The following is a 13,744-nucleotide window of genomic DNA, read 5'->3' as shown; positions in this document are numbered from 1 at the left end:
TGGCCGGACGGACCGCGACGATGGACCTGACGCGTTTGCCGGGTCGCAATTCGCTTGCGCGGGCCTTCACGCAGGCACTCTGGCAGGCATGTCAGGTCGGTGGCCCCGCCGGCACCGTTCGCACCGCCATGTCATTGGCCGAAGCCATCCATCGGTTCTGGCGCTATCTCGATGCGACGGACTCATCCGTACAGGTGCTTGCCGAGATTGATGTCGCTACCATCGAAGGCTTCGACGCCTGGATGGATGAGTGCGGGCAGCATCCCAACCATCGCCGCCACCAGATGGGAGATGTAGTGATGCTGCTGCGGTTGGCGGATTCGGGCGAACCAGGCCGCCTTTCCGAAGAGGCTTCCCGCCGATTATTCTATGTCAGTACGCGGCCGGGTGTACCGCCGCGCCCGCGCGATGCCTACAGCGACAATGTCCGGGCGGACCTGAAGGCGGCCGCGCGCGCTGACGTCGCAGCGATCGTGCAGCGGTTTCGGTCGATGCCCGTACAGAAGTGCGAGACGCGGATCGATCGGTTAGAGATGGACGCCTTCGCCGAGATCGACCGCGTCGGGTTCATTACCGTCAAGAGCTTCCTATTCCGCCAACTCTACGCGGCGCGGAACTTTGCAGGGATTTCGAATGAGGGACTGAGCGACAGGATGCATGGCACACGGCATCTGCTCCTCGGCGACCTGATTGCTCTGTTCGTTCTGCTGTCGCTGGAGACCGGTCTCGAGATCGAGGCGATCAAAACCTTGCGCGCCGATTGTCTCAAAAACCCTTCCAACGGCTATGTCGAGATTGAGTATTGCAAGCGCCGCGCCCGTCATGCCGAGTGGAAGCGGCTGCGGGTTCGGGACGGAGGGTCAGGCACCCCAGGCGGCCTCCTGCGCCTCGCAATTCAGTGGACCGCAACGGCGCGCGGTCATCTCAAGAGCGAACAGCTTTTCACGTATTACTGCCGCGGCCGCCTGACCGATGTCGTTCTGCCGATGCAATCGGCCAGAAAGGTCTGGGTCAAACATCACGGGTTGCAGGATGATGACGGAAAGCCGTTGAAGCTCTGCCTCTCACGTTTGCGCAAGACCCACAAGGCTGCGTGGTATCGCAAGACCGGCGGTCAGGTGCGCCGGTTTGCGGTTGGACATACCGTCGAGGTTGCTGCGAACCACTATGGGGACATTCCCGCCTTGCGGCCGATCCACGAAGCCACGATCGCCGAGGCGCTGATGGACGCTCTCGAAGATGCGTTGCAGCCTACCGTGTTGACCCCGGAGGCCGAGGCCGAAGTCTTGGCAGCTCCATCTTCGGCTCAGCCCGGTTTTCCGGAGGGCTTGGCGACCGATGTTCCGGCATTGCTGGCAGGCGAACAGGATGTATGGCTGGCAAGCTGTTCCGGCTTCTACAGCAGCCCGTTCGCCACGTCGGGAGAGGCCTGCCCGGTGCCGTTCTGGGGCTGCCTCGAATGCCGCAACGGCGTCATCACCACTCGCAAGCTTCCCGCGCTGATGGCGTTTTTGGATTTCGTGGTGGACCAGCGCAAGGTTTTGTCCGAAGCAGATTGGCAGGCGAAGTTCGGGCGGGTCCACCACAGGATCTCTGCGCAGATATTGCCTCAATTCTCTGAGCCCGATCTCGCCGCCGCGCGTGCCCTCGCGGCCAGTCAATCGGCACAGATCTACCTTCCCCCGGAGGCGGGTTTCGCATGAGGGCAAATCCAGACTTCACGACCGCTAGGCCATCGCTGCCATCGGCAATCCATCCTGACGACACCGACATCCTCGCAGGCAGACCGCTCAGACCGGGATCGGAGCGGTTGATGCTGTCCCGCTTCGGCGACGATGTCTGGGATCTCAGTCCGGCGATGTTTCGGGCCAACGCGCGTCCGGCCGCGTTTCGTGTTGATTTCGGGGCCATTGCAGACCCCGCGCTTCGACGGCTCGCCAAGGAGTATATGCTTGCCCGCCTTCAGGCGCCGCTGCGCAGCTACCGGGGCCCTTGCGGCCCCTCGACCGCAAAGGGCACATTGCTGTTCCTGCGCCATTTCGGAGAGTTCCTGCAAGATCGTATCGGTTCCGTCGAACTGGCGCGCGTCGACCAGCAAGTGCTGGACGCGTATCTGGCGCATCTGGGGGCAGACGGCGTACGTTCATCGCACCAGATTCGCCTCTATGTCGATGTCCCCATTGACCTCCATCATTTCGGGCCATGGGTGACCGGGGGCGGCATTCCCTTCCTGCCTTGGGGTGGGCGCACGGCAAGCAATGTCAGCGGTCGGAGTCGGACGAGTTCGGAGAACACCACGCCGCGCATCCCCGAACCGGTCATCGGCGCCTTGCTCTACTGGTCGATGCGATACGTCGATGTCTTCGCCCCGGATATCCTCGCGGCGCGCGAAGAGCTGGATCGCCTTGAAGCCCGCGCTGCCCAGATTATTGCCGAGGATGCGCGTCAGACCCGCCACGAACGGTTTCGCTACCGTCTTCGTACCTGGCTCGAGGCCCGCCGGGCGGAAGGGCGGGGCGTGCCAATCTGGGAGCGCCGTCCAAACACCACCCGCGGTGTTCCCGATGTTAAGGAAGGCAACGCGTATAATTTCAGGCTGATGTGCCTTCAGGTCGGGTGCCCCCAAACTGGGACTCTCAGCAAGTCTACCGCGATCATCAGGATGCTGGACCAGATGGCGGGTGAGATGGGAACCGAGGTCGGCGGCATGGATACCCCGATCAGCCTCGATCCCGATACCGGCCTGCCCTGGAGGGAGCGTTTCGACACGGACAGCCTGCCACATGAAGAGCAGATGCTGCAGGCGGCCTGCTACATCGTCTGTGCCTACTTGACGGGCATGCGCGACAGCGAGTTGCAGGACATGGAGCCGGGCTGCGTTTCGGTTGAACGCAGTGCTGACAACCTGATCGAGCGCTATCGAGTACGCAGCAACGTCTATAAGCACCGCGAGGCGGCGGGTGTTTCCGCCGACTGGATCACCATCGCTCCGGTCGCACGAGCCGTTGAGGCCATGGAAGCCCTGTCGCGTCGTGCGCGCGGCGACCGTGATCTTCGATCCCTCTGGGTCTCGCTGAAGCCATGGGATTGGACGGCGGATTACCTTGCCGCGCAGGCGTCACCGATCATCAAGATGTTCCGCGACGGTCTGGATGCAAAGGTCGCAAACCCGCCCGCAATTCCACATGTCGACGGACGCCCATGGCATTTCAGCACCCGGCAGTTTCGGCGCACCATCGCATGGTACATCGCGAACCGCCCCTTCGGCGTGATTGCCGGAAAAATCCAGTACAAGCATGCCTCCGTGGCGATGTTCGAGGGCTATGCCGGCGCGCCGCACGGAGATTTTCGCCGGGCGGTCGAGCAGGAACGGGCGCTTGGCCAATTGGACGATGTGGTCGCCTATTATGAGGCCTACCTGCAGGGTGACGAGCCCGGCGGCCCGGCATCGTCCCGTCTCAAGCAGGAGTTCTCCCACATCCGGGATACCCTCGGTGATCTGCCCGGGCGCATCCTCGATCAGAAACGCCTGCGAACGATGCTGGCGCATCTTGGGAAGACCCTGCATGTCGGATTTCTGAACGATTGCTTCTTCGATCCCGCCAGCGCCCTCTGCCTTCGGCCTGACGACAAGCCGGTGGCCCCGGTGATTTCGCGCTGCAGCCCGGACCGCTGCCCCAATTCCTGTCTGACCACGCGTCATGTGTCGCCCTGGCAGGCTTCGATCGAAGAGGGTGAGCGCCTCCTGCAGGGCAACACCCTGTCAGCGGTTCAGAAGGTCGCAATCACACAGGACAATGATCGAAAGCGGCGGCTGATCGCTCATCTGGAGGACCCAAAGGTATGACACGGCCCGTCAGTCAGAAGACCGAAGACGCCTTGCGCGCCGCCATGATGCGACTGCTCGAAGGAACCTCCGTCCATACCGACGGGCGCCTCACCGTCGCCAATCTCGCGCGCGAGGCCGGTGTCAGCCGGGCAACGGCCAACCGGGCCACCGCCGTTCTTGCGGAGTTTCGTGCGGCGGAGGCGCGGTTCCGGTCGGGATCTGTCGCGGGCTTGAAGGAGCGTATCCGCGAACTCGAAGCCGAACTCCGGACCGCACGCGGTGGCGAGATGGCCGAGTTGCGCGCGACCACCAAAACACTGGCGCAACAAATCCAGATCCTCGCGCTGGAGGGTGAAGAACAACGCCGCCTGATCTCGGTTCTGGAAGAGCAGATCGCGAGGGGTGACCCGAAAGTCCTGCCGTTCAGGCCGCCGTCCCAGGGCGGCACCTGAGGTCACAATCAGAAAGAGAAAGAGGTGAGCAGGGTGGGGGTGAAACAGGGATAAGAAGAGAGGGATCCCCCATGAACTGTCTCACCCATGCCGAACAGGAAAACCTCAATGAGGGCAGGAGGTTTTTCCGAAGAGACAGCTTGACTGTCCAGATAACATGCGGCCGGAATCTATGATGCCCAACGGATCTTCGGACACAGCCTGACCAACAGCACGGGCCGGGTCGTCCCGATCCGCTGGATCGGCGAGCAACATGTGCGCGAAGACTGCCAGGGGCGTATCCCGTCGCTCGCAGATTGGCTCGGACGCATTCAGCCGGAGCCGTGGATGGCCAATGGCCGGATCGACAACGAACCGACGCAGATTGGTAGCGATCCGCGCGCGGCCTGGATCGAGGCGGTGGCCAATCACCAGACCATTCTCGGCTTTGAGGATTGGCTGCTGAAGGTTTCTGTCGAGCACGTCCAGCATCGTCAGAACCGCGCCGCCGCCTGATCCGCCGGGCGGCAAACTCGCCAACCATCTGACCACGTCCAAATCGACCCGCCTGCGGCCTCAGCTGGCTCGGCGGGTCGATTGCGTTTCAAGAAAGGATAACGACATGCAAGACCCTGTCTACGAGGAGGCCTACCAAGGCCACACTATCAAGATCTACCATGACACCGACACGGAAAGCCCGCGTGAGTGGTGCAACCTCGGCACGCTGATCTGTTGGCATCGGAGATACCGGCTTGGCGACGGCCATCCGTTCGACAGCCCTGAGGCGTTCCTGCGCGACCTCGCCGGTGTTTCGTATCAGAGCGATCTCTCGATGGAACAGTTGCGCCACCGTGCGAAGCGCAAGGCGATCCTGCTGCCCGTGTTTCTCTATGATCATTCCGGGCTCGCCATGAACACCATCGGATTCCACTGCCCGTGGGATTCCGGCCAGGTTGGCTATATCTATGTGACGCTTGAGGCGGTTCGGAAGGAGTTCGGCGCGAAGCGTGTCACCAAGGCTCTGCGCGAAAAGGCTGAAGACATCCTGCGCGGAGAAATTGTCAGCTACGACGCCTATCTCGGCGGGCGGGTCTATGGCTATGTCATCGAGCGGGACGGCGAGGAGGTCGACGCCTGCTGGGGGTTTGTCGGCGACTATGAGCTGGACTGTCTGCTCGAGGCGCGCCGGGAGGTGCCAGCACCGTTGCCGAGTCAAACACGCGAGTCCGCTGCCGCTCAAGCGCGGGCTCACCCTTGGGAACCGGCACAGGTGGCATACGCTCCCTTTCTTGCGGGAATCCCAATCGGTCTCGCATTGCTGCAATGCAGAAGTATCATGACCCGGCTATTGTGCGGTCGCAGCATGACCACTATGTTTTGAATGTGATCGGTTCTCTCCTCCTCCCTGAACCGATCAAAGCTAAGCGGCGGCATCCACCTCCTCCCGGATGCCGCCTTTTTTTCAAAGCTCTTCCCGAAGGTTGTCCAAGTTTTGTCAGCAGCCGCTCGGTGGACGACGTAACCGTTTCGGATGCGCAGGCCCCAAACCGCCCAAAACTTTGGCGAGTTGGTAATACGCCAAGCCGACAAGGACTACCGCGATAGCGCCCACAGACCCATCCCCAGATTCTGGGGATAACTTTCCGCTGCCGGGACGGAGTTCAGCAATCCCATGAAAGAGCGAGAGGCAGGGCGGGAGGGGTGACCCCTCCCGGGCGAGAGAGTGCGCGCGGGGCTCGGGGCCAACCCTCAACCCCGGAGATTGCCGATGAACGCTCACCCCCATTCCGTCCCGCTTGCGCCCGAGGCCGAGGCCCCTGCCCGCCCGGAAGCCTCGCGCCTCGCCCACAACCTGATCCAGGCTGCGAGAACCCTCGTCCCCCTGTTCGAGGCCGGCAAACCCATCGACGCTGCCGTGCTGCGCGCCGCGATGGAAGATGCCTTCGGAGCGAATGATACAAGTGGTGCCTGGGTCTGGAAGGACGCCTATGAGGCCGCTGAGATCGCGCAGATCCTGATGCTTTCGCGCTATGGCGCATTGGTGCAACGTCAGGCATCCTCGCCGCAAGCCTTCCTCACAACGATCGAACGACTCGCCGGTCTGGCCCCCTCCCACACACGGCGCTCTGAGGACAGCGTCCGTCTGCAACAATTCTCGACACCTCTGCCTCTTGCCGCCATCGTCGCGCTGGCGGCGCGGTTTCGGACCGACGATCTGGTGCTCGAGCCCTCGGCCGGGACCGGCATGCTGGCGATCTTCGCCCGGATCGCAGGCGCGCGCCTGGCGCTGAATGAGCTTGCCGAGACCCGCCGCGCCTTGCTGGAGAACCTGTTTCCCGGTGCCGTGGTCTCGGATCACGATGCCGCGGCGATTGACGACCGCCTCGACCGTTCCATCACGCCCTTTGTCATCGTGATGAACCCGCCCTTTTCCGCTGCGAACCATGTCGAAGGCCGGTTCCGTCAAGCAACCAGTCAGCATGTGCTTTCCGCCCTGGCGCGCCTCGCGCCGGGCGGACGTCTTGTCGTCATCACTGGCGAAAGCTTCCGCCCCTCCACGAAATCCTTCCAGTCGACGTTTCAGCGGATCGCACAAAGCGCTGATGTGGTGTTTTCCGCTGCAATCGACGGCAAGGTCTTCGCGCGGCATGGCACCATAATCGACACGCGGCTCACCGTGATCGACAAGCGCGCGGCTGGCGCTGAAGCGACCGCACCGGTCGACATCGAGGCCGCCTATCATCCGATCTGCGCGACAACGGCCGATCTCCTCGCGTCAGTTCTGACCCATTGCCCGGAACGTCGCAGCCCGCCGCCCTGCCCCACCAGCGCGGCTTTTGCGGTGCCGAAACCCGCGGCGCGGACCAACCTGCACGCCCTTCGCAACGCAGCACGCAAGGAAACCCGCGCCATCGCCGAAGAACGCGCGAAGCACCCTTTCGATGACATCGAGACGGCACCGCTCGACTACCTGCCAAAAGCCTGGAGCGAACCAGAGGGCACGCTGCAAGACACGGTCTACGAGGCCTATGATCTTCAGGCGATCCGGATCGACGGCGCGGCGGAACATCCGACAGCGCTGGTCCAATCTGCCGCCATGGCCTCGGTTCCGCCACCTGTCCCGACCTACCGCCCGCTCCTGCCAAAGACCCTCGTCGCGGACGGTCTCCTCTCCGCGCCGCAGCTCGAAAGCGTCATCTACGCGGGCAACGCGCATCAGACGCATCTCAAGGGCTGGTTCAAGCGCGGTGAGATCGAAGGCCAGCTGATGGCCGCGGCCGAGGGCGATGAAGGCGCCTTCCGTCTGCGCAAGGGTTGGTTCCTTGGTGATGGCACGGGCTGCGGCAAGGGGCGGCAGGTCGCGGGCATCATCCTCGACAACTGGCTGAAGGGGCGTCGCCGGGCGGTCTGGGTCTCGAAGAGTGACAAGCTCATCGAAGATGCGCGGCGCGACTGGATGGCGCTCGGCGGGCGCGAAAGTGATATCGTGCCGCTCTCGAAATTCCGACAGGGGAGCGACATCCGTCTGCCCGAAGGCATCCTCTTCGTCACCTATGCCACGCTGCGCTCGACTGAGCGCGAGGGCAAAGCCTCCCGCCTCGACCAGGTGACGTCCTGGCTTGGCGAAGGGTTCGATGGCGTCATCGCTTTCGATGAAAGCCACGCCATGGCAAATGCCGCGGGCGAGAAGTCGGAGCGCGGCGACAAGAAGGCGTCCCAACAGGGTCTTGCTGGTCTCGCGCTGCAAAACGCGGTTCCTGACGCCCGCGTGCTCTACGTCTCGGCCACCGGCGCGACGGTCGTCGGCAATCTCGCCTATGCCTCCCGTCTCGGTCTCTGGGGCACGGGTGATTTCCCCTTTGTTACGCGGGCCGAATTTGTCGCCGCGATGGAGGCTGGGGGAATTGCCGCCATGGAGATGATCTCGCGCGACCTGAAGGCGCTCGGGCTCTATCTCGCGCGGTCCCTCTCCTATGCCGGGGTCGAATACGAGATGCTGGTGCATGAGCTGACGCCCGCCCAGGTCGCGATCTACGATAGCTACGCCGATGCCTACCAGATCATCCACAACAACCTTGAGGCAGCACTACAGGCATCCGGTATTTCCTCCGAGACGGGCACCCTGAACGCCCAGGCGAAATCTGCCGCGCGTTCGGCCTTCGAGAGCAACAAGCAGCGCTTCTTCAACCATCTCATCACCGCCATGAAATGCCCCTCGCTCATCCGCGCGATCGAGGCGGACCTGGCGGCGGGCCATGCGGCGGTGATCCAGGTGGTCTCGACCAGCGAGGCAGTGATGGAGCGCCGCCTCGAAGACATCCCGCCCTCGGACTGGGACGACCTGCAGGTCGATTTTACGCCGCGCGAGAACATCATGGACTACCTGATACATTCGTTCCCGACGCAGCTCTTCGAGCCCTACACCGACGAGAACGGCGACCTCCGCTCGCGCCCTGCCCTCGACGGCGATGGCAATCCCATCATTTGCCGTGAGGCGGAGCGGCGGCGGGACGATCTTGTCGAGCATCTGGGGGCTCTCGCCCCAGTGCAGGGCGCGCTCGATCAGATCCTCTGGCATTTCGGTGCGGACGCCGTGGCCGAGGTCACGGGGCGCAAGCGGCGCATTGTGACAACGCGCGAGGGGCGGTTCAAGGTCGAGAACCGCCCTGCTTCTTCCAACCTTGGTGAAACGCAAGCCTTCATGGATGAGGCCAAGCGCATCCTGATCTTCTCTGATGCGGGTGGCACCGGGCGCAGCTATCACGCCGATCTTGGGGCCAAGAACCAGCGTCTCCGGGTGCACTACCTGCTCGAGCCCGGCTGGAAGGCCGACAACGCGATTCAGGGGCTCGGGCGAACCAATCGCACCAATCAGGCGCAGCCGCCGCTCTTTCGCCCCGTCGCCACAGACGTGAAAGGTGAGAAGCGGTTTCTCTCCACCATCGCGCGGCGTCTCGACACGCTCGGCGCCATCACCAAGGGGCAGCGCGAGACCGGCGGGCAGAACATGTTCCGCGCCGAGGACAACCTCGAGAGCCCTTACGCGCGCGCGGCGCTGCGGCAGTTTTTCTACAAACTGCGCGCGGGCAAGATCGAGGCCTGCTCCTACGCGCAGTTTCAGGAGATGACCGGGCTGACGCTCGATGAGGCGGACGGCACCATGAAAGAAAACCTGCCGCCGATCCAGCAGTTCCTGAACCGCTGTCTCGCTCTCCGCATCGACATGCAGGACGCAATTTTTGATGCCTTCGGCGGGTTCCTCTCAGCCATCATCGAGGATGCGCGCCAAGCGGGTACGCTGGACGTCGGGCTTGAGACCCTGCGCGCGGAGAAATTCGAGATTGTCGACCGCAAGGTCATCTTCGAGCACGACGCGACGGGGGCGACGGCCACCGCCCTGACCGTTGAGCGGACTGATCGCAACGATCCGCTGACCCTGCCCCGGGTTAGAGCGATCTGCGCCGATACGAAGGGCGCGACGCTGTGCTGGAACAAGACGTCCAAGCGCGCGGCACTCATGGTGAATGCGCCGGCCTTCATGGACCAGGACGGTGTGCCGATCCTGCGGGTGAAGCTCCTGCGCCCCATGGCGACCGAGATCCTTGCGCTCACCGAGTTCTCGAAATCACACTGGGAAGAGATCGATGATGCGATGTTCGAACAACTCTGGCAGGCCGAGGTCGACGCGGTGCCGGAGTTTACAATCTCGAAGATCACGCTGATCTGTGGGTTGCTCCTGCCGATCTGGGACCGGCTGCCCGCCGACAACATGCGCATCTATCGCCTGCAGACCCAAGACGGCGAGCGCGCCATTGGGCGCCTGGTCAGCCAGGAGCAGCTTCTGAACGTCTACGAGCGGCTCGGTCTTGATTGTCAGATCGAGATGACGCCGCAGGAGGTCTTCGGCGCGGTCATGGACGCGAAGACGACCCTCAGCCTGCTCGGCGGCTACCAGTTGCGCCGGTCGCTGGTCATGGGACAGCCGAGGCTCGAGCTGATCGGCGCGTCGGGCGCGGCCCTGCCCAGTCTGAAGGCCATTGGGTGTTTCACCGAGGTGATCCAGTGGAAGACGCGGGTGTTCATTCCGGTGGACGGTATTGACGCGCTGGCGCGCGTGCTCACCGAGCATCCGGTTGGTGGCAGCGCCGCGGATGTTGCCGCATGAGCGCGCGGCGCAGCATCGCAGACCTCTCGGCCGATCTGGCTGATCGGGCCGAGAGTTTCTGCCGCCAGTATTTTCCCGAGGGGCGCAAGCAGGGCAATTATTGGCAGGTTGGCGACACCTCTGGCGCAAAGGGGCAGAGTCTCGCCATCCGCCTACAAGCGCAGGGTGGGCGCAAGGCCGGATCCTGGGCCGACTATGCGACGGGGCAATATGGCGATCTGATCGACCTGCTACATGAACGGCTTGGGTCGGTCACGCTCAAGGAAACGCTGAGGGAGGCCCGGTCCTTTCTCGGCGAGGCCCCCTGCCCTGCCGTATCTCGTGAAACCCAACGGGCTGAGCGCCCAGATGTAGCCTCCCGCAAACGCATCGCGCGGGCACGCAAACTCTTCGCCGCTGGGAAGCCGGTGCTCGGCACATTTGCTGCCACCTACCTGCAAGGGCGCGGGATCACACGTCTTGGCCCGGCCCTGCGCTATCACCCGCGGGTCTTCCTGCGGAAAGGTGAGGACGATCCCGATCCGCCGCAAAGGGCCCCTGCCCTGCTCGCGAAGATCACCGACAATCGGGGCCAGATCACCGGATGTGCGCGGCTCTATCTCGCCCCGTCCACCGGCGGCTTGGCCGAGATCGAGAGCCCGAAACGGATCCTTGGGCAGCTGCACGGTCATGCCATCCGCTTCTGGTCCGGCACCTCGCGCGCCGATCTCATCGTGGGCGAAGGTCTCGAGAATACCCTCTCGGTTGGCACGGCTCTGCCCGAGTTCGACCTTGCCTCCTGTCTCACGGCTACCCATCTCGGCCTCTTCATTCCGCCGCCGGGGATCCAGCGCATCTGGATCGCGCGGGATAACGACGAGGCTGGACGTAACGCATCCATGAGATTGCGTAACCAACTGGAATCGAAGGGAATTGCCGGTGGTGATCTAGTGCCGCAGTTGGGCGATTTCAACGACGATCTGCGGGCTTTCGGCAAGGATGCGCTGCGCCGGTCTCTGCTCAAGGCCATGAAAGAGCAGGGTCTGGAGATCGGGGACGGGTGAGCGCCAACCTCCCCGGTGATGCCCGACGGGGCAAAGGTTCCGCGGGTTCGATCTGATCCCGTTTGGAAAAGGGGAGCGATGGACCGGCGGGTTGGGGCTGAGTGCCCCTCGCCCAGGCAGCAATGCGCCGCTACCCGGAAAATTCCCCTGAGCCTTCGGCTCATTCCTCGCGGGAACAATTTTCCGGCCCGCGGCGCATTCTCCGCTTTGCTCCGATCCTGACGGATGCGGCCCGGTCGCCGCCGGTCCTGTTATCGCCCCATCCAAATCGGGTCAGATCAAACAGAGGAACCAGACAATGCCCCATCAGACAGACATCCAAGAGGAGACCGGCGTGACCTCTGCCATCCTCGACCATCTCGCACTTCACGGCGCAACGCCCGGTCCCGGCGAGACCGATCACCGCCCCCTGCCCCAGCCCGACGAGGTCGAGCTCGCCATGGCGACCCTCTTCGACACCACCACTGGCCTCCTCACCGGCAGCCAGTTGGAAGACAATCTCGAAGAGATGCTCTGGTCCCTCACCTCGATCTTCCATCGCCGGCTCACCCATATCCAGAAGCTCCTCGACGACAACGAATTCGAGGTCCGGGAAAGTCTGGCCATCCAGGACGGCTCCGAGGTCGCCTCGGTCGAACTCGAGCGCCTCCAGATGATCGGGCTCAAACTCTGGGACCATCGCGACGCTTTCGAGCAGATGCGCGATCTGGCCGTGGACCACTTTTCGGCCGCCACGGGTTCACCCTGGCTGCCCCGCACAGGATCCAAGGTCTCTCATCGCGGCCTCACTTCCGCCGTGGTGGACAGCCGCGCCTATCTCTCGGCCAAACGCCGCAAGGAGACCGAGGTGCACTGCCCCGAAGGCACGCGGATCGCCTTCTCAGGCGGGGACTATCAGGCCTACGATTTAATCTGGTCCGTACTCGATGCCACCCATGCGAAATACCCCGACATGGTGCTCTTGCATGGCGGTACGCCCAAGGGTGCCGAGATGATCGCCGCCCGTTGGGCAGATACGCGCGGTGTGACCCAAGTGGTCTTCAAGCCCGACTGGAAGAGCCATGGCAAGGCGGCTCCCTTCAAGCGCAATGACAAGATGCTCGAGACCATGCCGCAGGGTCTGATCGCAACGCCCGGTTCGGGCATCACCGAGAACATCGTCGACAAGGCCCGCAAGCTCGGGATCCGCATCAAGAGGATCGGGGCTTAGGCCCCGGTTCTAACATGACATCAGTCTGAGCGCCTTGTGCGGTTCGCTCTTTGAGTTCACAGTTCTGCGTGATTTGGTCTGTCAGACTGCTGAGTGTGCGGATGAGTATTCCTATCTGGTTGCCGTCGCGGGCCTTCCTGATGCCTTGTGACGCTCGCGTCGTCCGGCCGTCAGTGGGATATTCGCCGAGAGGCACCCCATGTCGGCCAGGAAACTGACCAATCCGACGATCGTCTTGAACTCGCGCAATTTGAAGATGCTGCGGCTTGTCACAAGCATCTTCGCATCCTGACCATCCTTCGTCACCATGTGCACGACCCAGGAGCCATACCAGCTGTTATGGCGTTTCTCGGCGGTCTGGTTGCAGATTACCTCGATGAGATAGCCATCTGAGAGCAGGTCGCGCAGGCCGTCCTCGGCGACCACATTCGGTGTTGCGTCGTCCAACAGCTTATCCTCTTCACTTATGCCGACACGCAACAGGATTGGAGCGGGCCCGAGCAATTGCTCGATCTTCCGAGTCGCAAGCGTCGTTGCTCAGTTTCGCGCTGCCATACGGGACATTCTCGAAGTTCGCAACGCGGCCGGGATTGAAGCCGTCGGGGACAGTTTCGCGTTTCCTCGCCCTGGCATTTCATCTTCTCCAGCCTGTCAGATCGCTTTCTGCTCGAGGCCCCTTGTGACTCGACCGAGGAAATGAATACGGGCCGGTGCCGCGTTGCGACGGGTCGTGGTGTATTTCGAAAGATCAGGTGTGACTGTGCAAGGATAGCTTTGGCGTTCTTGACTTTCGGCTGTTCACCCACCTTCCTTCATGGCCACCGCGCTTCTCCTTTTGTCTGAGTTGCATGACATGCTGGTCGCAGCTGTCGTCCCGTCCACAAAGGTTGTCACCGATCTTTTTCCCCTGCCCCTGCGGGTCATTCCTCGCGCACCAAAAAGACTGGCGCCTGCCCCTCTCCGCTACGCTTCGCCTTCGGTGTGGCCGGGCCTTGGCCAGCTGCAAGGTGACCATCATTGCAACGCAAACAAGGAGAAGAGCAATGACCACGAACTGCATCAAAT

10 protein-coding genes and 1 pseudogene are annotated in these 13,744 nt (G+C 62.9%); 10 read left to right on the top strand and 1 reads right to left on the bottom strand.

The window, feature by feature from the left end:
- Nucleotides 1-20 precede the first annotated feature (20 nt).
- The 9 genes and pseudogenes from RBB18_RS17315 (at nt 21) to RBB18_RS17280 (ending at nt 12,679) form a co-directional block, all read left to right on the top strand.
- Nucleotides 21-1,703 (top strand): hypothetical protein, encoded by a 1,683-nt coding sequence (locus RBB18_RS17315; protein ID WP_306111748.1) that lies wholly within the window; start codon nt 21-23, stop codon nt 1,701-1,703.
- Between the two features lie 110 nt (nt 1,704-1,813).
- Nucleotides 1,814-3,847: a hypothetical protein gene (locus tag RBB18_RS17310; RefSeq protein ID WP_306111747.1), complete on the top strand. Its 2,034-nt coding sequence runs from the start codon at nt 1,814-1,816 to the stop codon at nt 3,845-3,847.
- Nucleotides 3,844-4,281: a hypothetical protein gene (locus RBB18_RS17305; protein WP_306111746.1), complete on the top strand. Its 438-nt coding sequence runs from the start codon at nt 3,844-3,846 to the stop codon at nt 4,279-4,281. The genes RBB18_RS17310 and RBB18_RS17305 overlap by 4 nt, the downstream gene beginning before the upstream one ends.
- Nucleotides 4,282-4,449: 168 nt before the next feature.
- A pseudogene (locus RBB18_RS23215) lies at nt 4,450-4,599 on the top strand (hypothetical protein); the annotation flags it as partial.
- Between the two features lie 9 nt (nt 4,600-4,608).
- Nucleotides 4,609-4,776 carry a hypothetical protein gene (locus tag RBB18_RS23210; protein ID WP_371931674.1) on the top strand — a complete coding sequence of 56 codons (168 nt, stop codon included), beginning with the start codon at nt 4,609-4,611 and terminating at the stop codon, nt 4,774-4,776.
- A 106-nt stretch (nt 4,777-4,882) separates the two neighbouring features.
- Nucleotides 4,883-5,641 (top strand): hypothetical protein, encoded by a 759-nt coding sequence (locus RBB18_RS17295; protein ID WP_306111745.1) that lies wholly within the window; start codon nt 4,883-4,885, stop codon nt 5,639-5,641.
- A 387-nt stretch (nt 5,642-6,028) separates the two neighbouring features.
- Complete coding sequence (locus RBB18_RS17290) at nt 6,029-10,426, top strand: strawberry notch-like NTP hydrolase domain-containing protein (protein WP_306111744.1); 4,398 nt, start codon at nt 6,029-6,031, stop codon at nt 10,424-10,426.
- Entirely contained in the window at nt 10,423-11,469 is a 1,047-nt protein-coding gene (locus tag RBB18_RS17285) for a toprim domain-containing protein (RefSeq protein ID WP_306111743.1), read from the top strand. Before RBB18_RS17290 ends, RBB18_RS17285 begins: the two co-directional genes overlap by 4 nt.
- A 298-nt stretch (nt 11,470-11,767) precedes the next feature.
- The gene (locus RBB18_RS17280; RefSeq protein ID WP_306111742.1) at nt 11,768-12,679 is read left to right on the top strand and encodes a DUF2493 domain-containing protein; all 912 of its coding nucleotides are present in this window, start codon (nt 11,768-11,770) and stop codon (nt 12,677-12,679) included.
- Nucleotides 12,680-12,790: 111 nt separating this feature from the next.
- Here the strand turns inward: RBB18_RS17280 and RBB18_RS17275 are convergent, their stop codons facing one another.
- Complete coding sequence (locus RBB18_RS17275; RefSeq protein ID WP_306111741.1) at nt 12,791-13,126, bottom strand: hypothetical protein; 336 nt, start codon at nt 13,124-13,126, stop codon at nt 12,791-12,793.
- Nucleotides 13,127-13,493: 367 nt separating this feature from the next.
- Here RBB18_RS17275 and RBB18_RS17270 point away from each other — a divergent pair.
- Nucleotides 13,494-13,744, top strand: a 251-nt coding sequence (locus RBB18_RS17270) for a hypothetical protein (protein ID WP_306111740.1), incomplete at its 3' end; no start/stop codon positions are given.

The sequence above is a fragment of the Roseovarius sp. MMSF_3298 genome, assembly GCF_030733705.1.
Taxonomy (GTDB): domain Bacteria; phylum Pseudomonadota; class Alphaproteobacteria; order Rhodobacterales; family Rhodobacteraceae; genus Roseovarius; species Roseovarius confluentis.
Note: the sequence above shows the minus strand (reverse complement) of the source record. Positions and strands in the feature narration are given on the sequence as shown.